Source organism: Colwellia sp. Bg11-12 (assembly GCF_014076955.1).
In the GTDB taxonomy this organism is placed as follows: domain Bacteria; phylum Pseudomonadota; class Gammaproteobacteria; order Enterobacterales; family Alteromonadaceae; genus Colwellia_A.
Genome location: NZ_JACGUZ010000071.1, coordinates 505,265 through 531,078 on the forward strand (window position 1 = coordinate 505,265; position 25,814 = coordinate 531,078).

Genomic DNA, 25,814 nt, shown 5'->3' on the forward strand with positions numbered 1-25,814 from the left:
TATATGAGGTGCAATTATGTCATTTAATATAGCGTTGAGCGGATTAAACGCTGCTCAAAAAGATTTGGATGTTACATCAAATAACATCGCCAACGTAAATACCACGGGTTTTAAAGAGTCACGTGCTGAATTTGTTGATGTGTATGCATCGTCTTTGCTTTCTTCGGGTAAAACTAAGGTTGGTGACGGTGTTTTGACGGCAGACGTTGCTCAGCAATTTTCCCAAGGAAGTATTCAATTTACTAACAACGCTTTAGATTTAGCGATTACTGGTAATGGCTTTTATGCGACAGTGCCTGAAATTGACAGTTTAGAAACTTCTTACACGCGTGCTGGACAATTTAAACTTAACGACAGTAATTTTGTTGTTAATTCTGGTGGTGGTTACTTATTGGGCTTTCCTGTTAATGCAGACGGGTCTTCTTCATCGGTGAGTTTAAGTACTGCCGAACCTATTTTAATTCCAACCTCTTCTGGTGCTCCAACACCGAGTAGCAAAGTAGATATTCGTATGAATCTACCTGCAGGCGACTCCTATATCACAGGGGCCCCTGGTAATTTTGATCCAGAAGATCCAGGGACCTTTAATCACTCTACTTCAGTGACTACATTTGATTCACTAGGTGATAGTCATATTATGACTTATTACTTTGTTAAAGATAATCCAGCAACTAATCCGAACGAGTGGATGATGTTTGCCGGTGTTGATGGCATCCCCGTTAACATTGTTGACCCTGCAGGTGGCACAACAAACCCGGTAGGTGGTCTTGTTTCTGGTGGGTTATTTCCCGGTGGTGTTACCGGTGCCCGTTTAGAGTTTTCTAGTTCAGGGGATTTTATTAATCAAATACCAACGCCAGCCGAAGGCGGCATTGTAACTGAACCTCTTGGTGGTACTATTTTATCAAATGGTGCAGAGGCTTCTCAAACAATTGAGGTTGATTTTAACCTAGATGTTTTAGGACCAAACCCAAATGAACCAACACAGTTTGCTTCAAACTTCGAAGTTACCGCACTAGAGCAAGATGGTTTAGCAGTAGGGCGATTAACGGGCATAGATATTGGCACTGATGGATTAATTCGAGCAACTTATAGTAATGGTACTTCTGAGCCATTATCACGTATTTCGTTAGTTAATTTTGCTAATGAACAGGGGCTAACACAAATTGGTAACTCTTCTTGGAAAGAGAGTATCAGTTCGGGTGAAGCTCTTGCAGGTGAAGCAGGTTCAGGTACTTTTGGTACGATTAATTCTTCGGCATTAGAGCAATCGAATGTTAATTTAACCACAGAACTAATTGACTTGATTTCAGCCCAGCGAAATTTCCAAGCGAACTCTCGTGCACTCGAAGTTGATAACCAACTGAATCAAACCATTTTACAAATACGATAAATAAATTGTTAACGTGATTTAATCTTCACATCAAAATAAAGAGATAAAACATAGCCAGTGTTTTATCTCTTTTTATGTTCAGGATGGTCTTTTTTAGATATCTTGTCTTCAATACATTAGTACATCCCTCTACGTTAAAGGCCTATGACAGCTTTTAGGTATCCATGCCTTTACTGCATTAGTGCTGCCGCATGTTGCTGGCAAAGAACGACGATAGCGCTTATCTTTTATTTCCTCCTTGTTATATTTCTTCTGGCACTGTTATTGCATTTCTAACGATAAGATACAATTTCAGAGAACTGTTATGGATAAAATGCTTTATATCGCGATGAGCGGTGCAAAACAAAATATGCAATCGCTTGCAATAAATGCTAACAACCTTGCCAATGCTAAGACTACAGGCTTTAAGGCTGATTTAGCACAAGCGCGTTCAATGCAAGCTTTTGGAGAAGGGTTACCTTCTCGCGTGTTTGCCATGACAGAAAAACCAAGCCAAAACTTTGACAGTGGCGCTTTAATGCAAACTTCTCGTGATTTAGATCTCGCTATTCAAGGACCCGGTTGGTTTGCGGTTCAAGCTGAAGATGGTAGCGAAGGTTATACGCGAAATGGCCAGTTTCGCCTTAACGAAGAGGGCGCTTTAGAAACCGCTGAAGGTGAACTAGTTATGGGGAATACCGGCCCCATATTTTTACCACTTCCTGTCAATAACATTAATATCAGCAAAGATGGCACTATTATGGTTCAGCCTGAAGGTGCGCCAAGTTCTGTACAAGAAGAAGTTGGTCGAATCAAAATGGTGAATCCGAGAGTACAAGAGTTAGCCAAAGGTAATGATGGTTTGTTTCGCCGCAAAGACGGGCAAGATGAAGAGGCAAACATCAATGTCCAAGTAGAAAGTGGCATGGTTGAATCAAGTAATGTAAACCCTATTGGGGAAATGACCGCGATGATTTCTTTGCAACGTCAGTTTGAAATGCAATTAAAGTTAATGAAAACGGCCGAAGAAATTGATGCCAGTTCTGCATCTTTATTACGCGCTTTTTAATTTAAATAAATAATTTTTTAGGTGATTTATGAACCCAGCATTATGGATAAGTAAAACAGGATTAGATGCGCAGACTAAAGATATTGCGGTAATTTCTAATAATTTAGCGAACGCCAGTACCATTGGCTTTAAAAAAAGTCGTGCGGTATTTGAAGATTTACTCTATCAAACGATTAATCAACCAGGTGGACGTTCAGCTCAAGATACCGAAATGCCATCAGGCTTGATGCTTGGTGCAGGTACAAAAGTGGTTGCTACACAAAAGATTCATACCCAAGGTGATATGCAAACCACAGATAACGCTTTAGATTTAATGATCCAAGGTGAAGGTTTTTTTGAAGTACAGCTACCCGATGGTACATCATCTTATTCACGAAATGGTCAGTTTACCATGGATGAAGAAGGCAATATGGTAACGCCAGGCGCTGGCTATTTAATTCAGCCGCAAATAACGATTCCGCCAGATGCTTTAAGCATTATTGTCTCGCAAGATGGTGAAGTTTCAGTAACCTTGCAAGGGCAGCCAGATCCTGCTGTCGTTGGCCAAATCAACACCGTTAATTTTGTGAATCCTACGGGCTTACAGCCGATAGGACAAAATTTATATATTCAAACTGCAGTCAGTGGTGCACCACAAGAAGGGGTACCTGGTTTAGAAGGTTTTGGCATGATAGTTCAAGGTGCACTTGAAACCTCGAACGTCAATACAACAGAAGAACTCGTTAATTTGATTGAAAGCCAGCGTGTATATGAAATGAACTCAAAAGTTATTTCAGCTGTAGATCAAATGCTTAGTTATATTAATCAGCAGTTATAGCGCTTAAGGAATTTCTTATGAAAACGCTCTTAGCATTACTTATTTTGTCTTTATCAATGACGGGCTGTGCCAGTATTGAACAAGCAAAAACATTACCTGATGATCCTGATTTTGCGCCAATTATGCCAGAAATGGAAGAAGCGTCAATTATTCCAACGGGTTCACTTTTTAGGGTTAATTATGTCAATAATATTTATTCTGACTCAAAAGCGCACCGTGTTGGAGATATTATTTCAGTTATTTTGAATGAAAGTACTCAAGCGCAAAAGAGCGCTAAAACTGAGTTGAAAAAAGAAAACGGTGCCAGCTTAGACCCTATTATTGGTTTAGGTGGCGCAGCCGTTAACTTTAAAAATGATGCGATACAATTTGGCTATAACCAAGATTCTAATTTTAAAGGTGATTCAAAATCAAACCAAGGCAATAGCTTAAGCGGTGATATTTCTGTTCATGTTTTGCGCGTTTTACCTAATGGCAACTTGATGATCCGTGGTGAAAAATGGATGAGCTTAAATAACGGTGATGAATTTATTCGTCTGACCGGGGTTATTCGCGCACAAGATATAAGCGCAGGTAATACCATCATTTCTAGCAAAATTGCTAATGCTCGCATTGAATATGCAGGCACAGGCACCTTTGCTGACGTACAAGAACAAGGTTGGTTATCGAGTTTCTTTAGTAGCTCTTGGTGGCCACTGTAGCGTTAACTCAATATAGACTTTCAATAGGTATTATTATGAAAACTCTTCCAACAAACATAAAAGTGACTTTATTAGTTGTAACACTTTTACTTAGCTCGATGAGCTATGCGCAACGAATCAAAGATTTAGCCGATGTTGCAGGTGTACGTAGTAATCAGCTAATAGGGTATGGTTTAGTGGTTGGTTTACCTGGTACAGGTGAACAAAGTCCTTTTACAGAGCAAAGTTTTAAAACGATGTTAAGTAATTTTGGCATTACTATGCCAGCAAATTTAAAACCAAAAATTAAAAACGTTGCCGCGGTTGCTGTTCATGCCGAATTACCTGCGTTCACTAAACCTGGGCAAAGAATAGATATTACAGTTTCCTCTATGGGCAGTGCTCAAAGCTTGCGTGGCGGAACATTAATACAAACTATTTTGATGGGTATTGACGGAAATGCTTATGCGGTAGGCCAAGGCAGTTTAGTCGTTAGTGGCTTAGGTGCAGAAGGTTTAGATGGTTCAAAAGTTATTGTAAACACGCCAACAGTGGGTCGCATTCCAAATGGTGCTACGGTCGAACGAGAAGTTATTTCACCTTTTACTAACGGTGATTATATTACTTTTAATCTTCGAGACTCTGACTTTAGTAGTGCGAGAAGTCTAGAACGAGTCATTAATAGTGAATTTGCTAACATTAACGATCCGGCAACTTTTATCGCTCGTGCTATAGATGCAACCTCAATTCAAGTGAATGCGCCAAGAGATGCAAGCCAAAGAGTGAGTTTTTTGGCGGCATTAGAAAATCTAGAATTTGAGCCTTCACGTCCAGCCGCAAAAGTTATTGTTAACTCAAGAACAGGCACTATCGTTATCGGCTCTGATGTACGTTTGTTACCAGCGGCCATTACTCATGGCGGGATCACTGTTACGATTAATGAAACTCAAGATGTTTCCCAACCTAACGCCTTTGCCGATGGTAATGCCGTTGCAACAAACCAATCGATAGTCAACGTTAACAAAGACGATAACCGAATGTTTGTTTTTAACCCCGGTGTAAGCTTAGATACCCTAGTTCGTGCTATCAACGAAATTGGCGCTGGCCCTGGTGATGTTATGGCAATATTAGAAGCCTTATCACAAGCGGGTGCACTTCGAGGAGAATTGATCATTATTTAATGATCAATATCGCTTATGACTTCACCGACTCAATCTTCATTATCTTCATTTGCACCGCAAGCATCGGTGACAGCTAACTCGCAGAATTTTTTAGACATCAATGGCTTGAATTCTATTCGCCAGCAGTCTAAAGAAACTGATAAAGGCTCCAAAGATGCGGCATTGCAGACAGCTGCTAAGCAGTTTGAAGCGATTTTTATGCAAATGCTGATGAAAAGCATGCGTAAAGCGCAAGAGGTTTTAGAGTCGGATAGTCCATTTAATTCTGAAAGTACAAAATTCTACCGTGATATGCACGACCAACAAATGTCACTAGAGTTATCAAATAATGGCTCATTAGGTTTATCTGATTTAATTGTTCGCCAATTAGGTGGTGATACTGAAAGTTTCACCTCACAGTCTTTTCTGCGCAGCGATACTCGCTTTAGTAAAAATAATGGCTTATTAACCGAAGACGTTAATCAAGGTAAATCTATTGTCGCAGAAGGGATCCTTATTTCTGCTAAGGATCGTCAAACTAATGACTCTGGTGGTCATCAAGGCAAAAACCAAAACGCATTATTTAGTATGCCGCAACGCGCTCCGTCATCGTCAAATAGTGTGAATGCGTTAAATGATAAACCATCAGTTTATGAAACACTTGCACTGCAAGAACCTCAGTATAAGCAGCCGAAAGACTTTGTAACTGCATTGGTCAAAGATGCTAAACGTGTTGAAGAAAAGCTGAATGTACCTTTTGAAGTAGTTATTGCTCAGGCGGCATTAGAAACTGGCTGGGGACAAAAAATAATCAAAACTGAAAATGGTCAAAGTTCTAATAACTTATTTAATATCAAAGCTGATAAACGTTGGGACGGCGATAAAACCAATAAAGAAACACTAGAATTCGAACAAGGCGCGATGGTTAAAAAACGTGAACCGTTTAGAGTCTATGAAAGCATTGGTGACAGTGTTAATGACTATATTAATTTCCTTTCAAATAGCGACCGCTATAAGGGTGCATTAGATAAAGCTAATAATGTGGAACACTTCCTGCATAACCTACAGAGTGCTGGTTATGCGACGGATCCCAAATACGCAGAAAAAATTATGGGAACACTTCGCACCGTAACCAGTTTATTGAATAAATAGATAGCTCAGTCATACAGAACAACTGAGTTTTGGTTAGGTAAGGAGTGAATTCATGTCGGTTAACTTATATAACACAGGTGTCAGTGGTTTACTTGCCGCTCAGCAACAGCTAGCGACAACGGGTCATAATATTGCCAATGTTAATACCGAAGGTTATAACCGACAACGTGCAGAACAAAATTCATCTGTTGGATTATACAGCGGAGGTAACTTTGTTGGTTCTGGTACCTATGTTCAAGATATTACTCGCATCTATAATCAATTTACTTATAAAGAACAATTACATAATCAAAGTAATTTAGGCAATGCCGATACTTTGCATAAAGATTTAGATCAACTGAACGAAATTATGTCCTTCTCAGGTGGAGCCATTAACAACTCTATCGATAAATTTTATCAAACCATGAATGGTATTGCCGATAATCCAAGTGATTTAGGCTTGCGTAGTATTGCCCTAAACCAAGCAGAAATTTTGGCAAGTGATTTTAGTTCATTAAATGCCAATATTGATCAATTAGAAAAGTCTGCCAACGGTGAAATCGTACAGATGGCAAAGAAAATTTCGGAAATATCGGTCGAACTCGCCAAAATAAATGAACAAATATTAAATAATCAAGATTTATCTGTAAATGGTCAGCCCAATGATTTACTTGATAAACGTGATCAACTTGTTGGACAATTGGGTGAGTTTACTTCTGTCAACACGATTGTTGATAGCAGTGGTGTTATGACGGTAATGATAGGCAGTGGCGCGACTTTGGTTGCAGGTATAACACCACTTTCATTAACGGTTAACGCTGGGGATCCTGATCCTAAAGCTACAGAGTTGAGGCTAATGGGTCCCAATAGCTCTGTTGCAATAAATGGTTCTGCATTGGGTGGCTCACTGGCGGCAAAAATTGAATTTAGAGATCAACATTTACCTCAGTTAAGTCGTGAAATTGATCGCATGGCCATGGCTATTTCACAAACTCTAAACCAAGCACAATCTCAAGGTTTAGATATAAATGCTCAACAAGGACTTAATATCTTTACCGATATAAATTCCACCGCTTTACAAGCTGGGCGTGTACTTTCACCGTCAACCAATGCGGGCAGTTTAGCGGCTAGTGTCAATATTACTGATATTTCTAAAGTACCCACTGATGAATTTGAAATTCGTTATGATGGTAGTGATTATCTGATGACCAATTTAAATGACGGTAGTGTGCAAAATCTTGGACCTCCTGGCTCTGGTACTTATGCAACAAATCCTGATTATGGCTTTGAGTTTACTGAATTATCAGGAACACCAACGTTAGATGATAACTACCTCATTAGACCAACAGAAAACAGTGCCTCATTAATGAAAGTGACGTTAACTGATGGTAAAGGCATTGCGGCTAGCACCTCGGTAGGTGTGGCTGTTTCCGATAATAATGTCAGTGATGGCAAAGTTAGTATTGTGAACGTTACCGATCCAGTTACAGCAAGAACATTCGCTGATACAACCAATAAGGGATTATTAGTTGATGTTTATGAAAGCTCTGCGGGTGTTTTTTCTTATCGTGTTTATGACGCTGACCCTTTATCACCTCCACCAACCCCCCCATCGGTTGTTGGTGCCATTGCCTCAGGTACCTTTTTATCAGGTAACAGTGCATTAATTGATATGCCTCCTTCGCCTGCAACGGCCGCTTTTCAAATTGAAATCGCGGGTCAACCTAAAGGTCAAGGTACTTTAGCACCCGAAGAATTTACCATTGGTGATGCATTTGGTTTAGGTAATGGCAGTAATGCTGCTTTTATGGCGCTCACTCAAGAACAAGGTGTCGTAAATAATGGCAGAGAAACGTTTAGTCAAAGCTTAGCTATTTCTACATCTGATGTTGGGGCTAAAGCAAGCTCTGCAGAATTAGTATCAGAGACCGCTGAAGCACTATTTACCCAAGCCTATAACCGTAACCAAGAAATATCAGGGGTTAACCTTGACGAAGAAGCGGCTAACTTGATGAGATTCCAACAAGCTTATCAAGCCTCTTCAAGAATTATTTCTATTGCTAACACTATATTCGACACCTTACTACAAGCGTCTCGCTAGGAAAAAATCATGCGTGTATCTACTGCCCAATTTTATTTTCAAAATAGCCAACAACTGAGCAATAAACAGTCAGATGTTAATGATCAAATTGGTTATCTTTCTAGCGGAAAACGCATATTAACGGCTAAAGATGACGCTGTTTCTTTTGGTACATTATCAGGTTACAAAGATGGCTTGATGAATATTGAAAAGTACCAACGCAATATAACGCAAGCGGAAAATCGTAATAGTTTACAAGAAACGTCATTTGCGAATGCTGAAGGTTTGATGCAAGAGCTTAAAACACTCTTTATTCAGGCTAATAACGGTACATTATCGAATGAAGATTTAGCTGCGTTAGGAAAACTAGCAGGAAATAGTCAGGCACAGTTGCTTGATATTGCTAATAGTAAAGATGAAACGGGTGGCTATATTTTTGCTGGCTTTCAAATTGATGCAGAACCTTTCGCTCTTCAGCCTGATAAAAGTGTTAATTATATGGGTGATAGTGGAGTACGAGAGGTTCAAATAGCTAAAAATGTTGCGGTAGCAACTAATCAACCCGGTGATGCCGCTTTTCAAAAAGTCCCTAATTCAATTGGAGACTTTAGTCCTAATTATGTAACAAACACTTCAGGTTTGTCAGTCACTAAAGCGGTGATTGCTGATCCTAGTATGTATGACGATATAACTAATCCACCAGATTTTACCTTTGACTTTTCAGCGCCGAATAATTTAACCGTTACTGACGGCAATGGAACGGTAGTATATCCAAATTCACCTTATACCGCTGGGCAAACGATTGCCTTTGGTGGTGTTGAAGTTCAAATAAGTGGCAACCCATTGCCGTTGGATCAGTTTACCTTAACACCAGAAGAAGATATCAGTATTTTTGAAACGATAAAAAGTGCGATTGACTGGATGAATGCGGGCTCACCACCAGGGGGCGACGTACAACGAGGTGTTGATTATGGCAGTATTTTAACGCAACTCGATAAAAGTTTAAACCATATGACTAGCCGACGCACCGATGCAGGTGTAAGGCTGAAACTTGTTGAAAATCAAGACTCTAATCATTTAGATAGAGAGCTTAATTTAGCAAAAGGACAGTCAAACTTAGAAGATATAGATTTTGCCAAAGCAGTGGCAACTTTTGAACAGTCACAAGTGGCTTTACAGGCTGCGCAACAAACTTTTGTTCAAATAAAAGACTTATCTTTATTCAATTACATCTAATTTAAATTATTTGGCACGCTATATGCTTTGTACTGTATGTGTCAATAAATATATTAACGTGGTTCCAAGTACTGTTGTTATCAGCAATAGAACCACACCCTAACCTTAGGAGATGATAGCAATGGCTTTAGTCGTAAATAGTAATGTCGCATCTTTGAACTCTCAACGTCAATTGACTCGTGCAACTGATGAATTGAGTACTTCATACCAACGCCTGTCTTCAGGTAAACGAATCAACAGTGCTAAAGATGATGCTGCTGGTTTACAAATTTCAAGTCGCTTAACTTCACAGGTTAATGGCTTAAACCAAGCAGCACGAAATGCTAATGATGGTATTTCACTCGCTCAAACAGCTGAAGGGGCATTAGACGAATATACAAATATTCTTCAACGTATGCGTACTTTAGCGGTGCAATCATCAAACGGTTCAAATACTACCTCTGATCGAGCAGCACTAAACTCAGAGGTTACAGAGTTAACTTCTGAACTCGATAGAATTGCAACAGATTCATCATTTGGTGGTGTAGACCTTCTTAACGGTACTTATTCAGTAGGATTTCAAGTCGGTGCTAATGCCGGACAGGTTATTTCTCTGACCATAGCACAAAACTTTTCATCAACTGTTATTGGTGCGAATGTTGGAGTTAGTACGTTTGCTACTGCCCAACTAGCAATTACTGCTTTAGATTCAGTGTTATCAACAGTCAACTCGACCCGTGCCGACCTTGGTGCGAAGCAAAATCGATTTAGCTCAGTTGTTCGTAGTAATACTAATACAGCAGAAAACGTTTCAGCATCACGCTCGCGTATCCAAGATACCGATTATGCTGCAGAATCGGCAGCGTTAGCACGTAGTAGTGTTTTACAGCAGGCTGCCAGCTCGATGTTGTCTCAAGCCAACCAGCAACCGCAAATTGCACTATCTTTACTGCAATAGAGCGCTAGCATTAGTAACACAATACTTTTGTTTAATATTTTTAAGAACCTCTTCGGAGGTTTTTTTGTTTTAACACGTAAAATAAATAATACTAATGATTGCGTTAAGGAGAAAAAAATTCATATGGTTATGATGAATATGCTTCCACAGCCACAAAAAATTAAATTATTCGATATTATAAAATATAAAAATATACTTTATATTTAGTGAGTTAGCTTTTTTTTTGTGTTTTTTTATAAAAAAAAGTAAAAAAACTTTAAAGTAAAGTTATGAACGTCCGATAAAGGATACATGAAGCATTTATTCATTATTAAATAATCGCTTTATCTCTTAATAACTTTGAAGGGTTAAATAACCCAGGAGCATAATCATGGCTTTAGTAGTAAATAGTAATGTTGCATCACTTAATTCTCAGCGTCAATTGTCTCGTGCGACTGATGATTTGAGCACTTCATACCAACGTTTGTCTTCAGGTAAGCGAATCAACAGTGCAAAAGATGATGCTGCTGGCCTACAAATTTCTAGTCGTTTAGGCGCACAAATAAACGGTCTAAACCAAGCAACACGTAACTCAAACGATGCAATATCTCTAGCGCAAACAGCTGAGGGTGCATTAGATGAATACACAAACACTTTACAACGTATGCGTACATTAGCGGTTCAATCTTCAAACGGTTCAAACACTACCGCTGATAGAACGGCATTGAATACAGAAGTATTAGAGCTGACTAAAGAATTAACACGTATTTCAGAGCAAACATCTTTTGGTGGTGTTGAACTACTTGACGGTGCTTATACAGAGCGATTCCAAGTTGGTGCTGATGCAGGGCAAGTTATTTCAATTACTATCGGTACAAGTTTTTCAGCGGCTGCAATCGGTGCTGATGTTACGGTTAGTACGTTTGCTACTGCACAGACAGCAATTACAGATTTAGATTCTGTACTTAAGTCAGTAAACACGACTCGTGCAGATCTTGGTGCGAAACAAAATCGATTCAGCTCAGTTGTTCGTAGTAATGACAACACAACTGAAAATTTATCAGCTTCACGTTCACGTATTGAAGATACTGATTTTGCGAAAGAGTCAGCATCATTAGCACGTAGTAGTGTATTACAGCAGGCTTCAAGCTCAATGCTTGCGCAAGCGAACCAACAGCCACAAATAGCGTTATCATTATTATAATACCGCATCTATAATGTAGGTTAGTAAAGTGAAAATAATGAGCGCTCAGTAATGAGGGCTCATTATCATTTTTATAGTGATTAAATCGCTATTGAAGGAGAATCAGTATGTCGTCAAATATAGTATCTTCAATGGGGGGGCTACCGCTTGTAGATGTCGAACGTACCAAGTCTACCGCGACTGAAAATGAATTAGGTCGAGGGAAAAAACAAAACAACAGTAAAGTAGAAGAGACTTCAAATAAAACGTCTAACTTATTAGCGCAAGATATTATCTCAAATACGGTTGGCCGATCTTTAGAGACAGCATCTGTAAATGATAAAGTTGACAAAAATACCGAAGAAGCACTTGATGCTGCTATTGAAGTTGTCTCCTCATTTATGAATCAGCCGCCTCGAAATGTTAACTTTACCAAAGACAATGACTCTGGTAAAACAGTGATCAAAGTATTTGATTTGGAAACTAAAGAGTTAATCAAACAGTTTCCTTCAGAAGAATTAATATCAATAGCGCAAAAAATTCAAACGTTACATCAAGAAGTTGCTGAAAGATCTGGCATATTTCTTGATAAGAGAATCTAACCGGTTGAGAAAGTTATTATCTTTTAAGTCATAGTAAATTCTCTTCATTAATAAGTATCTCACAAGTTTTACTGCTATAAAATTATCTTATATTGGGAGGAAGTATGAATCTTACATCTTTAGGGGTAGGCTCAGGCATAGACTTAGAATCAATTGTCACTGCATTCGTTGATGCTGAAGCTGTTCCTCGAGAAATTCGTTTACAAAATAAAGAAGAAAAACTCACCCTTGAATTATCAGGTGTCGGAAGTTTTAAATCTTCTCTTTCTGAATTTGATAGCATTTTAAAAAAATTAGCTGCTCCTGACGCTTTCAATAAGCAAATCATTGATGTTAGTTCTGATGCTGTTGAGGTGACGACTAACGGCTTCGCAAGTAATGGTAGTTTTAATATTGAGGTAGAAACCTTAGCAACAGGCAGCAGACTTCAATCTCAAGTATATAGCAGTTCTACTGATACGGTTGGTTCAGGTACCTTAACCTTAGGTGCTGGCGCAGATACTTTTGATGTGGTGATCGATGCTTCAGATGATTTATCCGCTATTCGTGACAAGATAAACGAGCAAAGTGAAAACTTTGGTGTTACTGCCAACATTATCAACAGTGATAGTGGTTCATTTTTGGTGTTTAACTCAGAAATAACAGGCGCTGCCAATAATTTGACCATCTCTACGTCAGATCCCTCTCTGGCAGGCATATCGACTAATAATACCGTTGAACAGACCGCGGAAGATGCCGTAATTTATATTGACGGTAATAAAGTCACCAATAGTAGCAATGAATTTAAGAATGTTATTGAAGATGTAACGATAACGGCAAAAAAGGAAAATTTGGGTAGTCCTGCTACACTTTCAGTATCGCAAGATGAAGAAAGTGGCACTAAATTAATTAATGAGTTTGTTGATGGCTTTAATGCCTTAGTCAATAATCTAACGGGGCTTGGCGCTCCAAAACAAGGGCGATTAGCCTTTGATCCTAACTTAAGGCAAGTAAAACAGCAGCTAACTAATTTAGTCATTGATAAGGTATCAGGACTTACCGGTGGCTTAGATTCCCTGAGTAAAATAGGTATAGACATTACCAGATCGGGTACGTTAGAGGTCTCTTCTTCTAGCTCTACTTCTTTATCCAGCGGTAAAGATAGGTTGGCGGATGCTTTAGAAAATAATTTGTCAGAAGTTGGCGAGATATTTGCATCCACTAATGGTGTCGCAACGAGTATGACTGATATTATCAGTACATATACAGGTACCAGTGGTACGTTGACGCAGCGACAATCGAGTTTGAACGAACAGTTAAGCGGCATTACACTTGAATATGAAAATCTAGAAGCTTATCTCAGAAACTATGAAGATACCTTGCGAAAACGATTTACATTTTTAGATAATACCGTTGCTCAATATAATGCAACAGGCACATACCTTGATTCAGCGTTAGCTGGTTTAAGTAATAATAAAGATTAATTATTACAGAACTAACCCTGAAACTTAATCACAGGTATTCATTTGTACTAGGGGAATACTAATGAGAAAAAATTTAAAAACTTACAGACAGGTTAATATCGAAAGTGGTTTACTCTCGTCTGATCCACATCAAATTATTTTAATGATGTTTGACGGTGCTCTCATGGGCATAGCTGAAGCTAAAGGTGCTATTGAACGTAAAGATCTAGCAGCAAAGTCAAAAGCTATTACCAAAGCGATAAACATTTTTAGTGCGTTAAGAGAGTCATTAGACAAAGAGTCTGAACCTGTTATTTCAGATAATTTTGATAACCTTTATGCTTACTGTATTAATACCTTAATTGATTTAAGCATCTCACTTGATCTTGATGGGCTTCAAGCAATTAGTGATTTTATTAAACCACTACGTGATGCTTGGTCACAAATGCCTGAAGCGTCAAAACAAGAAGGTATGTCATTGCTGAAAAATAGAGATGAGCATCTAACACAAGCCGCTGCGGGTAATTAATTTGGCTCACCAGGCGCTTTTTAACTCCGTCATGACATTGACGGATAAAGCTAAAGAACATGCTAAACAAGCTGATTTTGAATGTTGCTTAGAAAAATTGATGGAAAGACAAATACTATTAGAGCGTTTGAATAAAACGCTTGAGCAGCAAGGATTGCTAAATCACGATAACCTTGTAAAAAGTGCTTATGTTGAGCTCATTCAAACGTTAAAGTTAGAAGATAAAGCGGCGATGTTATATCTATCTGAGCAGCGATTAGAAATGCAAGGCAAATTCAAACATCAATCTAAAGTAAAAAAAGCAATGAATGCCTATCATAACGTATTACTTTCAAAGTAATATTAGCATATGTCATTGAGACCATCTCGTTGAAATTTATAAAACCAACTCAGTAGATATTGCTAAAACTTAACTTCGTGACCAGGAGTCAGTTGGCAAAATCTCTATTTATTGGAGGCTATTTTGTCTAAGAGCATTGAAATTAGTGAAGATATTTTAAATAAAATTCACGATTATGAAAATCAAGAAACACGGTTAAAAAATTCGTTAGTGGCGAAAAAAAACACCGAAGAAAAATTACAACTTTTAGCTGATAAAATGTCACTGCTTGTTGATGAAGAGCACACATTAATGACACGGTTTTCTTTAAATATGAAAGCCTTCGAACAACACTTTCCAGATATCCACCAATTCTTCGAAAATTACAATCCCGATAAAAAACATCTCTGCATTCATGAAAACTTTGCCAATATTCATGATGATGAAACGGGTAAAATGATGTACGATTTCCCAGGGTATTTGATGGCCTTAGCGCAAGTCGAAGCTTATCAAGCCTCACCATTAGCATCGACATCAAAGTTCTTTCTTCATGACGAAAAGTTAGGAGAGTTTTTACATTCTAAGAAATTAAACCCTATCATTTCAATACTACAAAATAGAGTTGATAGTGAAGTTGAAAAAAGTAAAGTTTTACCTCAGCATTTAAATGCGTTAACCCTCTTTGGTGTGGGTCTTGGATACCAAATTGAATTATTACTGCAACAGCACAGTGTAGGTTCTGTTTATATTATAGAGCCCGATTTAGACGTTTTTTATGCCTCTCTGTTTAGTGCCAATTGGTACAGTATACTGATGACCTTGGATCAAAAAGGCGGTAACTTACACTTCTCATTAGGGCCTCAAGAAGACGATTTTTTTGAACGGTTATTAAAAGAAACCTATATCAATGGTCGCTATGAAGTCGCTAAAGCTCACTTATATGTTCACTACAATACACCAGAAATAAGCAATTTAGTGACACAATACAAAGCCCGTTTTTTTGAAATGATCCAAGGCTGGGGATTTTTTGATGATGGCATTATGGCTATGTCTCATTTTTTAGCCAGTTTGAAAATGGGTGTACCCATTGTTAAGAAAAAAGTTCCATTTGATGTTGATATTGCCACCGTTCCGGTATTTATTGTCGGTAATGGCCCATCGTTAGATGAAAATATTGATTTCATTAAAGCGCACAGTGACAAGGCGGTTATTATCAGTTGTGCTTCGGCATTAAGTGCGTTGTATAAATGTGGTGTCGATATTGATCTTCATTGCGAACAAGAGCGAATTTTCGCCGTTGCTGAAAAAGTCGACTACTATGCACCAGCTGATTATATTAAAAAACAAACACTGCTAGCGCCATCAACCGTTCACCCTGCCGTTTATGAAAAATTTGCTCGAGCAATCATGGCGCCAAAAGCGAGTGAACCGTCAACAAGCTTATTATTGCAAAGTGAAATAGGCAAAGCGTTATTTGAACAAGCGACAAATATAACACCTACTGTTGCTAATACGGCTCTTGTTTTAGCAACAAAGATGGGCTTTAGACAATTTTATTTTATTGGTGTGGACTTAGGTCGTAAGCAAGCAGGTAAGCACCACAGTAAGCATAGTTTTTATTATGATGAAGAAGGGAAAGATATCGATCTTTACCCTGAAATGGAAAATGAGTTTATTAATAAAGGTAATTTTTCAGGAGAGTTTATTTCAGATCCTATTTTTAATATGTCTAAAATCGCACTTGAAAGTTTTATTGCTGAAAATACGCATATCCAATGTAACAATATCAGTGATGGTGTTTTTATTAAAGGAGCTTTAGCGTTATCACAAAAGCAACTTATTGATAAATTAGCTTTATTGGAAAATATTGATAAAACTAAACTAGTTGATCGTGCCTATGAATTATCGGCTTATCACGATGATGGCCAACTTTATCAATTATTAGATGCTAGCGTTGATACCCAAGGTTTTTCAGACATGTGCCAATGGTTAATTGATGATTTAGATCTACCCATAGATACGATGGAAGATGGCGTACAACGATTACGCAGTCAGTCCCATATTGTACGCGAAGTTGAAGTGTCGGGCAGAAGGCATTTGTCTTTATTAATAAATGGCAGTGTTTTGCATATGCAGGCGATGTTAGTGCGTTTGTTGTATGAGGCAGCTGATGAAAGTGTCGCATTAGCTGATTTTAAAGCTGGTTTGGTACATTACCGTGAATTTCTTCAAGAAGCACCAGCTATTTATTTAGCGCATTATAAAACCCCGATGTATCGGGAAACTTCCCATTTAGAAGCGCTTAGAAAGTAATAAACTAAGGTTTACTCTGCTCTGAGCTTAACGAGCAGAGCTTTTTATCAAAGGATCAGACAGTGAAAAAAACGGTTTTAGTCACCGGTGCCGACGGATTTATTGGCTCTCATCTAGTTGAAATGCTTGTTAAACGTGGTTATAAAGTGAAAGCCTTATCATTGTATAACTCCTTTAATTATTGGGGCTGGCTTGAAGATATTAATTGTTTGAATGATATTGAAGTGCTCAATGGTGATATTAGAGATCCACATTATTGCCGACATATTACTAAGAATGTCGACATTATTTTTCATTTAGCTGCACTAATCGCTATCCCATACTCTTATGTTGCGCCAGAAAGTTATGTATCGACCAACATAACCGGCACATTAAATATTTGCCAAGCAGCAAAAGATAATGGTGTTAGCCGTATTATTCATACCTCAACGAGTGAAGTTTACGGAACTGCTCAATATGTGCCTATAGATGAAAAACATCCTTTACAGGCACAATCACCTTATAGTGCTTCTAAAATTGGTGCTGACGCTATGGCAATGAGCTATTTTAATGCGTTTGATTTACCCATAAGCATAGCTCGCCCCTTTAATACATATGGACCTCGACAGTCTGCACGTGCAATTATTCCAACAATTATTAGTCAAATAGCTAATGGTGAGCAACAAATAAAGTTGGGCGACTTATCGCCAACGCGCGATTTTAACTATGTGTCAGATACTTGTAATGGTTTTATTTCAATACTCGAAAGCGACAACACGATTGGAGAAACAATTAATATAGGTTCAAATTTTGAAATAAGTATGGCTGATACGTTAGGGATTATTAAAGAATTAATGCACAGTGATGTTGAATTTATTACCGAGTCACAGCGTTTACGACCTGAAAAATCAGAAGTTTTTCGATTGTGGTGTGACAACAGTAAAATTTTAAATCTAACGGGGTTTGTGCCAGAAATAGCGATTAAAGAGGGCTTACAAAAAACGATTCAATGGTTTACTCAAGCTGAAAATCTAAGTAAATATAAACATTCCATTTATAATGTATAAGACTCATCGATGAAAAAAATAGCTGTATTTACTGGAACCCGTGCAGAGTATGGCATTCTTGGACCCTTATTATCTAAAATTAAACACGATGAACAGCTAACGCTGCAAATTTTGGTCTCTGCTATGCATTTATCGCCAGAGTTTGGTCTTTCAAAATCATTAATTATTAATGATGGGTATCATATTGATGAGGAAGTTGAAATGTTGCTCTCGTCAGATACAGCATCAGGTTGCGCTAAAAGCGTTGGTCTAGGTGTTATTGGTTTTGCTGATGCGTTAAAGCGACTTTCACCCGATGTTCTCGTGGTCCTTGGCGACAGGTTTGAGGCACTAGCTGTTGTGCAAACCGCTATGCTGATGAATATACCTATAGCGCACTTGCATGGTGGTGAAATCACTGAAGGTGCTAAAGATGACGCCATTCGCCATGCGATAACAAAACTATCTAACCTGCACTTCACCGCGAATGAGGCTTACCGCCAGCGTGTTATTCAAATGGGCGAAGCGCCAGAAAGTGTTTTTAATGTTGGCGCTTTAGGCTTAGAAAATATTACCTTGAAAAAGTCTTTTTTATCAAAAAAAGCATTACAAGCATCGCTTGGTTTTGACTTAAAAACCCATTATTTCGTAGTAACGTATCATAGCGTAACACTCGCAAATGAAGACCCTGTTGAAACGTGTCAAAATATTTTAGCCGCACTGGAGTCGTTTGTTGACCATCAAGTTATCATTACTTATCCAAATGCTGATGACGGCGGTCGAAAAATAATTTCATTTCTTAATGAATATGCTAACAAGCATAAAAGCCGAGTGTTACTGATCCCCACGCTGGGCTTAGATCGTTTCTTGTCTGCGGTAAAATATGCAACTGCGGTTATTGGTAATTCATCGAGTGGTATTATTGAAGTGCCTTCGTTAGGTGTGCCAACAATTAATATTGGACAACGCCAACAAGGTCGGATGTCTGCTCATTCAGTGATTCACTGCGGCGTAAAGCAAACTGATATTACAAATGCTATTAAGGATGTTTTTGCTGGAAAGGTTGACCTCTATGGATTAAATCCTTATGCCTCGGTAAATTCAACCCCAGGAAAAACGGCATTAAGTACTAGCGACATGATCCTCGATAAAATAAAAAGATTTAATTTTTCCACCATCAAACATTTTTATGATTTACCAGTAGCCATGAAATCCATTAACACCACTGACAAATAATAACCTTTGAGTAAAATACGATGAATAAACAAAGTACCACTATTATTGCTGAAGCGGGCGTTAATCATAATGGTGACGAAAAGTTAGCACTTTTATTAGTGGATGCAGCGGTTAATGCGGGTGTTGATATTATTAAGTTTCAAACCTTTAAAGCAAGTCAATTAGTTACTGAGTCCGCTGAACAAGCATTATACCAAACAAAAAATATCGGTAAGAAAGAAAGCCAATATGCAATGTTAAGTAGATTGGAGTTGAGTTTTTCTGCACATCAACGTATACAAAAATACTGTCAAAATAAAAATATTACTTATTTGTCAACAGCCTTTGATTTTGAAAGTTTACATTTTTTAATAGAAGATCTTGGTTTGAAAACCTTAAAAATACCTTCTGGAGAGTTAACCAATGCACCTTTTGTTTTGGCTCATGCACTTTCTGGAGCCCAGTTGATTGTGTCAACAGGTATGGCAACCATGGCAGAAGTTAAACAGGCATTAAGTGTTATCGCTTTTGGTTTGTTGCAATTTAACGGCGAATTATTGTTTGATGAACCCAACAATGAATCATTTGCCAAAGCGTTCGATAGCTCACATGGTAAAGCGTTATTGATAGACCATGTGACTTTATTGCATTGTACGACTGAATATCCAGCAAATCCTTGTGAGATAAATCTAAATGCAATGAACAGTTTGTCAAAAGAATTTGGTGTTAGTGTTGGCTATTCGGACCATAGCGCAGGTATAGAAATACCTATAGCGGCTGTTGCGAAAGGCGCGGTATTAATTGAAAAGCATTTCACCTTAGATAAAGCGATGCTCGGGCCTGATCATAAAGCCTCTCTTGATCCACAGGAGTTAACGGCAATGACCCACGGGATCCGCATCGTTGAACAGGCGTTAGGTGATGGTGTCAAAAAACCCAGTGCTATTGAACTGAAAAATGCAGCTATTGCGCGAAAGAGTCTCGTTGCTAGTGGTTCTATTAGTAAAGGTGATATATTTGATGACAAAAATGTTGTCATTATGCGTCCAGGAAATGGCATGTCTCCCTATGCTTATTGGACGTTATTAGGTCAACCGGCCAGTAAAAACTATCAGCACGGCGACCTGTTAAACGAACCCTCTCTTTAAGTTTGTTCTATGCTATTACATGGTATTAATATGGAAGTATTTGTCACTTAAGCATTATGTTACTTAACAAAAATTTCTTCAAACATCGAGACAACACGAGCGACAACTTCGCTTTTTACATGGCGTCTGTCTGGGTGCCATGCCTCTTTCTCACATTGAGTGACTAACTCGTAACTTGGCAAATAATACATATCAGCATTATTTGCAACTAACTTTTCTGCTGCAACCAATAACACTGCTTTTGAATGCACATTGGCTGTTATTATATGGTGTTCATCTGCGCGCCCAGTAGCGAGAAAGGGTACGGGAGAAACGCTAATAATTAGCTTGAAATCAGGGTTGTGAGCTTTGATAATATCGAAAAAACGTTGAATATGAAAAACGTTTTCTTCTACGGTTAATATTTTATGCTTAACAAGTTGAAACATGTTTTCTCGTGGATTACGCGACATAACTGTTCCATCATGTAATTCCCAACATTCATTTAAGCCCATGGTCACGACAAAGACTTCGCAGTTAAGAAAGGATGATTTTACCGCTGCAATATGCCTGTCGTAGTCTTCTAAGTAGGCTTGTTGCGATCTAAAGAAAACATTTTCCCGGTAAGGGTCAAGGTAAACCCCTTGTTCTGATTCGATCAGTAATTTTTCAAAAGAACGGAGTCCGAAAGCTTTTTCAGCTAATTGACTAAAGCTTGGACTATTAAATAAAATGCCATAATTTGCACAGAATTTTGCAATGCTATCTCCTGGTTGATATCCATCAATCACTAAACCAGAATTAATTGAATCATTCCGCTCGGTAACGACATAGTTATAATTATTTTCTTGAAAATATTTTGATATCTCAAACGCAAAGCAACTTCCTGCTGAACCAATGGGTGTTCTCAGGGTCATTATGGGGGTCTTTTTCACATAGGGAAGTTGTTCAAACTGAGACTGCGGGTGCTTTGCATGATCAGGGTTTGGCCAAAAGATACCATTAGGATTTGGTTTGTTCTGTGGGCTATAACGTTGGTAGCTATCTTTAAACGTGAGTTGATAATCAGCTAAATCCATCATTGCCTGAATGATGGTTTTGTTTATGATAACGCTCGGATCGGGGTTAAGTTGTGATTGCAGTATGTTTTTACAAAAATAGATTAATGCCGTGACATCAGTGCAAACAAGTAATTTTGTATCTTGTTGTTTTATACGATCGAAAAGCGCAGTAGAAATTTGTTGGTCTGAAAAAATACTATTAAGTAAATATTGCACATGCTGATGATATTTTATTTCATTCTTTTGAGGGATTTCTATATAAGAGACCGAGTCAGTATTGGCTCTTTTATTAAATTTCAACAGCTTATTAGCAAAACCTTCAAATTGTCTGCCACCATAAACGGGGACATAATCATTCTCAACTGTTTCTCGCCAAGGTACTTCATTTTGTAATAAACAAAAATCCATAACATAACGTGGTTTAGCACCTTTTGTTGGTAAAGCACGATGTGCTATTTGATTTGGGTTAAATATAATAGTGTCACCCGCATTGGGTTTTGCGTATTTAGGGGTGAAGTCAATGTCAAAATGTTGGCATAATGCTGATAAATCAGTCTCGCGATTTTTTATATCATTGAAAATGTAGCCAACATCTTTGAGTTGTTGAGTTGATTCAGGGGACAAATAGCTGGTGTCACTGCCGTGTTCTTCAATGCCATTAAGATATATCAGTACTTTTAAGTGATTTTTAGGTCCTGCATCACAGTGCCATTTACACGAATAATCTGTTGACGTTACCGTGTCGTTAATTTTATAAATAGACCACCAAAAAATGCAATACTCACTGTTGAAATAAGAGATAACTTGTTCATCGAGTAATTGATTAAAAACTTGCGGTAGCAGCACAGCAATAACATTCGATGACTTTATATCATCAGGGTTATTTTCATACTCTTCAATAATACTTTGGCAAAGTTCTTCAGGGAAATGTTTACGTAACACATGTATATGGTCGTCTTGTAAAGATGTTGATAAACATTGCTTTTGGCGAGTAAAGCTTTTATTCGCCTGTCGCGCTAACTCGCGGTAATTGTGTTTAACTTCCATATATTGACTTAGGTCTTTATCGGCATTGGGTTTTAGTAAGTAATCGATACCTTCAATAACCGTTGGTGTTATTTTAGCACTATCAAATGTTGACATGTATTAGCCTTTTAAACGTATAGAAGTTTGTTTGTTATCACTATAGTTAAAAAAGCAAGTATTAAGCCAATAACCTATTAAAGGCTTTATTTTTTTGATTGGAGTAAACGTTGCGGATATGCTTTATTTTGGCCCTTGTCTAACGTCAAATAAGTGGAAAAATAATGGCATATATTATGCTATGATTTAAAAGTACATTATTAATTCAAGCCTTGGTTATTAACACACTGTATTGTTACTCAGGCAAATATTTAGCAATAAATTCATTGATGTAAAGGTTCGCTGATGAGCTCTAAGTGGAAAAATGTCACACTCTTGAAAACATCGACAATGGTCGATGCTATAGAAGCAATCAATGCGGAAGGTCTTCGTGTCGCGCTAGTGGTTGACGAATTATTTAAATTAGTGGGTATTATTACCGATGGTGACGTGCGTCGTGCTTTGCTTGCTCATAAGGCTTTGACGACACCCGTTACCGAAATAATGAATGCGCATCCCAAAACAGCCGGTATCGAAAGCTCAAGTGCACAATTGTTATCGTTAATGAAACGAGAACATATTTTATCTATTCCCATCATTGATAAGCAAGGTGTTCTCACCAACCTTGAAACACTCCATCACGTTATTAATGTTCGCCGCTATGAAACCCCTGTCTTTTTAATGGCTGGTGGCTTTGGTACTCGACTCAGACCCTTAACCGATGCTTGCCCTAAACCCTTATTAAAAGTGGGAGGTAAGCCGATACTCGAAACTATTTTAGAGAGTTTTATTGCGGCAGGTTTCTATAATTTTTATATATCAACGCATTTTCTACCCGATATGATCCGTGAATATTTTGGGGACGGTTCAAAGTGGGATGTCATCATAAATTATATCCATGAAGAATCACCTTTAGGTACAGGAGGCGCATTAAGTCTTCTGCCTAACGACTTACCCAACTCACCCATTATTATGATGAATGGTGATATTTTAACAAAAGTCGATTTTGAAAACTTACTTAATTACCACCATCAACAAGATGCTATTTGTACAATGTGTGGCACAGAGTATGAGTTTCAAGTACCTTACGGTGTCATAGAAAGTGATGGTGAACGTGTTACTGGGATGGTTGAAAAACCCTTACAAAAGTATTTTATTAATGCGGGTATTTATGTTGTAGAACCCAAATTAATCCGTCAATTAGCAACCAATACCCGTGTTGATATGCCAACTTTATTGGAACTGCAAATGGAAAAAGGCGAAAAAGTTGCTATTTTTCCATTACATGAATATTGGTTAGATATCGGTAAAATGAATGACTTTGAGCGCGCACAGCATGATTATGAAAGAGACTTCTAATGATAAAGGGTAAGCGAATTATTGCGCTGATACCAGCTCGAAGTGGCAGTAAAGGCCTCGTAGGTAAAAATACCAAGTTATTGTGTGGAAAACCTTTAATTGCTTGGCCTATTCAATCAGCACAGTTATCTAAATATATTGATAAAGTTGTTGTTTCAACCGATAGTCAAAAAATTGCAGAGGTTGCTTTGCAATATCAAGCGGAAGTTCCTTTTATTCGACCAAGTCACCTGGCACAGGATAGTACTTCATCGTTTGATGTTATTGCACATGCTCTTGAAGCACTGGCGCTTGAAGGTGAAACGTTTGATTATCTTTTTTTACTTGAACCCACTTCACCGCTTACCCAAACAAATGATATAGATTTAGCGATAGAGCGTTTAATTGATAACGAAGATAACGCCAAAGCAATTGTTGGTTTATGCGCGAATGAAGAAGGTCATCCAGCTTTTAGCGTTAAAATAAATAGGCAAGGCTTCCTTGAACCTTATCAAGAAAATTTTGAAGTGCTACGCCGGCAAGATTTACCTGCGTGTTATCGTTATGAAGGCTCTCTTTATGGTTCTGATATTGTTACGTTAAAAAAAGAAAAAAGCTTTTATCATCAGCAAACTATAGGTTACCTTGTTCCCAAATGGCAAGCTTTTGAAATTGATGATTTAACTGATTTTATTTGTGTTGAGGCCATAATGAATAATTTAAATCTCATCAAAGCCTCTTATCCGAGTACTCACAATGAATGATGCATATACAAAAAGATTACTTAAAGCGATACCCGGTGGCGCTCATACCTACTCTCGCGGTTTTGACCAGTTTCCAGCAAACGCTCCACAAATCTTAAAAAATGGCTTAGGTGCTTACACTTTTGACCAAGATAATAACCGTTTTCTAGATTATGGTATGGCTTTAAGAGCCGTGCATTTAGGTTATGCTGAGCAAGCCATTAATATGGCAGCTATTGAGCAAATTAATAACGGTAACAACTTAACACGCGCTTCATTAGTTGAACTTGAAGCGGCAGAGCTATTAATTGACTTAATTGATTCTGTTGATATGGTTAAATTTACTAAAAATGGTTCTACAGCGGTCTCTGCAGCGATTAAATTGGCTCGTGCATACACTGGGCGAGAAATGATCGCACGCTGTGTTGATCATCCATTTTTTTCATATGACGACTGGTTTATTGCCTCTACTCCGATCACGCTTGGTATCCCTAAAACGACGATAGAACAGACTAAAACTTTTACATATAATAACTTAGCTTCCCTTGCTGAACTTATTGATAACTATCCAGAAAAATTTGCCTGTGTGGTGTTAGAGCCAAGTACTATTACTCATCCATGTGCCTCACAAACTCACGCAGGGGATAATTACTTACATGACGTAAAAAGGTTATGTCATAAACACGGTATTGTCTTTATTCTTGATGAGATGATTACGGGTTTTCGCTGGCATCTAAAGGGCGCTCAACATTATTACAATATACAAGCTGATTTATGTACATTTGGTAAAGCGATGGCTAATGGCTTTTCTGTGGCGGCTGTTGGCGGTAAAAGAGAGATAATGTCACTGGGCTCAATCGAGAAACAAGGAAGTGAACGATTATTTCTCTTATCAACGACACATGGCGCTGAAATGTCTTGTCTTGGGGCTTTTGTCGCAACAATTAAATTTATGCATGAACAACCTGTTATCGATCACCTTTGGACATATGGACAAAAGCTCATCGACTTATTTAACCAATTAGCGCATTCATTTGGTATCAGTGAATATATTTTTTGTTCGGGTATTGCTTGCTCGCCAAGTTATACAACCTTAGATAAAAAGGGTCATCCTTGTTTGGCAATGAGAACCTTATTTTCACAGGAAATGATCAAAAAAGGCGTTTTAATGCCATGGATTGCACTTTCTTATCGTCATGGTGAAGTTGAACTTGAAATAACTAAAACAGCATTGACGTCAGCATTTAGTATATATAAAAAAGCACTTGAACAAGGTGTTGAAAATTTTCTTATCGGTGAAGCTATTAAACCTGTTTTTCGCCGAATTAATTAGT

22 protein-coding genes are annotated in these 25,814 nt (G+C 38.1%); 21 read left to right on the forward strand and 1 reads right to left on the reverse strand.

Going from position 1 to position 25,814, the window contains the following annotated elements; all coding sequences use genetic code 11:
- Nucleotides 1-16 precede the first annotated feature (16 nt).
- The 18 genes from flgE to neuB all read left to right on the forward strand — a co-directional run bounded on the left by flgE (nt 17) and on the right by neuB (nt 20,237).
- Entirely contained in the window at nt 17-1,393 is a 1,377-nt protein-coding gene (gene flgE, locus H4J39_RS11240; protein WP_182228294.1) for a flagellar hook protein FlgE, read from the forward strand.
- A 304-nt stretch (nt 1,394-1,697) separates the two neighbouring features.
- Nucleotides 1,698-2,441 carry a flagellar basal-body rod protein FlgF gene (gene flgF, locus H4J39_RS11245; RefSeq protein ID WP_182228296.1) on the forward strand — a complete coding sequence of 248 codons (744 nt, stop codon included), beginning with the start codon at nt 1,698-1,700 and terminating at the stop codon, nt 2,439-2,441.
- Between the two features lie 28 nt (nt 2,442-2,469).
- Complete coding sequence (gene flgG, locus H4J39_RS11250; RefSeq protein ID WP_182176992.1) at nt 2,470-3,258, forward strand: flagellar basal-body rod protein FlgG; 789 nt, start codon at nt 2,470-2,472, stop codon at nt 3,256-3,258.
- Nucleotides 3,259-3,275: 17 nt separating this feature from the next.
- A complete protein-coding gene (gene flgH, locus H4J39_RS11255; protein ID WP_182228298.1) occupies nt 3,276-3,959 on the forward strand; it encodes a flagellar basal body L-ring protein FlgH in 684 nt (227 codons plus the stop codon).
- Nucleotides 3,960-3,994: 35 nt separating this feature from the next.
- Complete coding sequence (locus H4J39_RS11260) at nt 3,995-5,119, forward strand: flagellar basal body P-ring protein FlgI (protein WP_182228300.1); 1,125 nt, start codon at nt 3,995-3,997, stop codon at nt 5,117-5,119.
- Nucleotides 5,120-5,134: 15 nt separating this feature from the next.
- The gene (gene flgJ, locus H4J39_RS11265; RefSeq protein WP_182228302.1) at nt 5,135-6,250 is read left to right on the forward strand and encodes a flagellar assembly peptidoglycan hydrolase FlgJ; all 1,116 of its coding nucleotides are present in this window, start codon (nt 5,135-5,137) and stop codon (nt 6,248-6,250) included.
- Between the two features lie 52 nt (nt 6,251-6,302).
- Complete coding sequence (gene flgK / locus H4J39_RS11270; RefSeq protein ID WP_182228304.1) at nt 6,303-8,330, forward strand: flagellar hook-associated protein FlgK; 2,028 nt, start codon at nt 6,303-6,305, stop codon at nt 8,328-8,330.
- A gap of 9 nt (nt 8,331-8,339) precedes the next feature.
- Nucleotides 8,340-9,545: a flagellar hook-associated protein FlgL gene (flgL, locus tag H4J39_RS11275; RefSeq protein WP_182228306.1), complete on the forward strand. Its 1,206-nt coding sequence runs from the start codon at nt 8,340-8,342 to the stop codon at nt 9,543-9,545.
- 121 nt (nt 9,546-9,666) lie between these two features.
- Nucleotides 9,667-10,482: a flagellin gene (locus H4J39_RS11280; RefSeq protein WP_182228308.1), complete on the forward strand. Its 816-nt coding sequence runs from the start codon at nt 9,667-9,669 to the stop codon at nt 10,480-10,482.
- Between the two features lie 370 nt (nt 10,483-10,852).
- Nucleotides 10,853-11,665, forward strand: a complete 813-nt coding sequence (locus tag H4J39_RS11285) for a flagellin (protein WP_182228310.1) — start codon at nt 10,853-10,855, stop codon at nt 11,663-11,665.
- A 107-nt stretch (nt 11,666-11,772) separates the two neighbouring features.
- Nucleotides 11,773-12,246 carry a flagellar protein FlaG gene (locus tag H4J39_RS11290; protein WP_182228312.1) on the forward strand — a complete coding sequence of 158 codons (474 nt, stop codon included), beginning with the start codon at nt 11,773-11,775 and terminating at the stop codon, nt 12,244-12,246.
- Between the two features lie 104 nt (nt 12,247-12,350).
- On the forward strand, nt 12,351-13,709 hold the full coding sequence (fliD, locus tag H4J39_RS11295; RefSeq protein ID WP_182228314.1) for a flagellar filament capping protein FliD: 1,359 nt from the start codon (nt 12,351-12,353) through the stop codon (nt 13,707-13,709).
- 61 nt (nt 13,710-13,770) lie between these two features.
- Nucleotides 13,771-14,217, forward strand: a complete 447-nt coding sequence (gene fliS / locus H4J39_RS11300; RefSeq protein ID WP_182228316.1) for a flagellar export chaperone FliS — start codon at nt 13,771-13,773, stop codon at nt 14,215-14,217.
- Between the two features lie 31 nt (nt 14,218-14,248).
- Complete coding sequence (locus tag H4J39_RS11305; RefSeq protein ID WP_182228318.1) at nt 14,249-14,557, forward strand: hypothetical protein; 309 nt, start codon at nt 14,249-14,251, stop codon at nt 14,555-14,557.
- Between the two features lie 123 nt (nt 14,558-14,680).
- On the forward strand, nt 14,681-16,849 hold the full coding sequence (locus H4J39_RS11310; RefSeq protein ID WP_182228320.1) for a 6-hydroxymethylpterin diphosphokinase MptE-like protein: 2,169 nt from the start codon (nt 14,681-14,683) through the stop codon (nt 16,847-16,849).
- Between the two features lie 62 nt (nt 16,850-16,911).
- Nucleotides 16,912-17,895 (forward strand): NAD-dependent 4,6-dehydratase LegB, encoded by a 984-nt coding sequence (locus tag H4J39_RS11315; protein WP_182228322.1) that lies wholly within the window; start codon nt 16,912-16,914, stop codon nt 17,893-17,895.
- 9 nt (nt 17,896-17,904) lie between these two features.
- Entirely contained in the window at nt 17,905-19,110 is a 1,206-nt protein-coding gene (neuC, locus tag H4J39_RS11320) for a UDP-N-acetylglucosamine 2-epimerase (RefSeq protein WP_182228324.1), read from the forward strand.
- Between the two features lie 20 nt (nt 19,111-19,130).
- Nucleotides 19,131-20,237 carry an N-acetylneuraminate synthase gene (gene neuB / locus H4J39_RS11325; protein WP_182228326.1) on the forward strand — a complete coding sequence of 369 codons (1,107 nt, stop codon included), beginning with the start codon at nt 19,131-19,133 and terminating at the stop codon, nt 20,235-20,237.
- 59 nt (nt 20,238-20,296) lie between these two features.
- Here neuB and H4J39_RS11330 read toward each other — a convergent pair whose 3' ends face one another.
- The gene (locus H4J39_RS11330) at nt 20,297-22,420 is read right to left on the reverse strand and encodes a GSCFA domain-containing protein (RefSeq protein ID WP_182228328.1); all 2,124 of its coding nucleotides are present in this window, start codon (nt 22,418-22,420) and stop codon (nt 20,297-20,299) included.
- Nucleotides 22,421-22,705: 285 nt separating this feature from the next.
- Between H4J39_RS11330 and H4J39_RS11335 the strand changes: the two genes are divergently transcribed.
- From H4J39_RS11335 to H4J39_RS11345, 3 genes are read left to right on the forward strand one after another with little or no spacing between them, the layout of a single operon-like run.
- Nucleotides 22,706-23,758, forward strand: coding sequence for a nucleotidyltransferase family protein (locus tag H4J39_RS11335; RefSeq protein ID WP_182228330.1), 1,053 nt, complete (start codon nt 22,706-22,708; stop codon nt 23,756-23,758).
- Nucleotides 23,758-24,501, forward strand: a complete 744-nt coding sequence (locus H4J39_RS11340; protein ID WP_182228332.1) for a cytidylyltransferase domain-containing protein — start codon at nt 23,758-23,760, stop codon at nt 24,499-24,501. The genes H4J39_RS11335 and H4J39_RS11340 overlap by 1 nt, the downstream gene beginning before the upstream one ends.
- Nucleotides 24,494-25,813: a glutamate-1-semialdehyde 2,1-aminomutase gene (locus H4J39_RS11345; protein ID WP_182228334.1), complete on the forward strand. Its 1,320-nt coding sequence runs from the start codon at nt 24,494-24,496 to the stop codon at nt 25,811-25,813. The genes H4J39_RS11340 and H4J39_RS11345 overlap by 8 nt, the downstream gene beginning before the upstream one ends.
- Nucleotide 25,814 lies beyond the last annotated feature (1 nt).

Excerpts from the sequence above, each read along its gene's own strand:
- flgK (WP_182228304.1), top strand. The coding sequence starts at position 6,303 with ATGTCGGTTAACTTATATAACACAGGTGTCAGTGGTTTACTTGCCGCT.
- flgJ (WP_182228302.1), top strand. The coding sequence starts at position 5,135 with ATGACTTCACCGACTCAATCTTCATTATCTTCATTTGCACCGCAAGCA.
- flgE (WP_182228294.1), top strand. The coding sequence starts at position 17 with ATGTCATTTAATATAGCGTTGAGCGGATTAAACGCTGCTCAAAAAGAT.
- flgH (WP_182228298.1), top strand. The coding sequence starts at position 3,276 with ATGAAAACGCTCTTAGCATTACTTATTTTGTCTTTATCAATGACGGGC.
- fliD (WP_182228314.1), top strand. The coding sequence starts at position 12,351 with ATGAATCTTACATCTTTAGGGGTAGGCTCAGGCATAGACTTAGAATCA.
- fliS (WP_182228316.1), top strand. The coding sequence starts at position 13,771 with ATGAGAAAAAATTTAAAAACTTACAGACAGGTTAATATCGAAAGTGGT.
- H4J39_RS11345 (WP_182228334.1), top strand. The coding sequence starts at position 24,494 with ATGAATGATGCATATACAAAAAGATTACTTAAAGCGATACCCGGTGGC.
- flgF (WP_182228296.1), top strand. The coding sequence starts at position 1,698 with ATGGATAAAATGCTTTATATCGCGATGAGCGGTGCAAAACAAAATATG.
- H4J39_RS11340 (WP_182228332.1), top strand. The coding sequence starts at position 23,758 with ATGATAAAGGGTAAGCGAATTATTGCGCTGATACCAGCTCGAAGTGGC.
- H4J39_RS11260 (WP_182228300.1), top strand. The coding sequence starts at position 3,995 with ATGAAAACTCTTCCAACAAACATAAAAGTGACTTTATTAGTTGTAACA.
- H4J39_RS11305 (WP_182228318.1), top strand. The coding sequence starts at position 14,249 with ATGACATTGACGGATAAAGCTAAAGAACATGCTAAACAAGCTGATTTT.
- H4J39_RS11280 (WP_182228308.1), top strand. The coding sequence starts at position 9,667 with ATGGCTTTAGTCGTAAATAGTAATGTCGCATCTTTGAACTCTCAACGT.
- flgL (WP_182228306.1), top strand. The coding sequence starts at position 8,340 with ATGCGTGTATCTACTGCCCAATTTTATTTTCAAAATAGCCAACAACTG.
- H4J39_RS11285 (WP_182228310.1), top strand. The coding sequence starts at position 10,853 with ATGGCTTTAGTAGTAAATAGTAATGTTGCATCACTTAATTCTCAGCGT.
- neuC (WP_182228324.1), top strand. The coding sequence starts at position 17,905 with ATGAAAAAAATAGCTGTATTTACTGGAACCCGTGCAGAGTATGGCATT.
- H4J39_RS11335 (WP_182228330.1), top strand. The coding sequence starts at position 22,706 with ATGAGCTCTAAGTGGAAAAATGTCACACTCTTGAAAACATCGACAATG.
- neuB (WP_182228326.1), top strand. The coding sequence starts at position 19,131 with ATGAATAAACAAAGTACCACTATTATTGCTGAAGCGGGCGTTAATCAT.
- flgG (WP_182176992.1), top strand. The coding sequence starts at position 2,470 with ATGAACCCAGCATTATGGATAAGTAAAACAGGATTAGATGCGCAGACT.
- H4J39_RS11330 (WP_182228328.1), bottom strand. The coding sequence starts at position 22,420 with ATGTCAACATTTGATAGTGCTAAAATAACACCAACGGTTATTGAAGGT.
- H4J39_RS11290 (WP_182228312.1), top strand. The coding sequence starts at position 11,773 with ATGTCGTCAAATATAGTATCTTCAATGGGGGGGCTACCGCTTGTAGAT.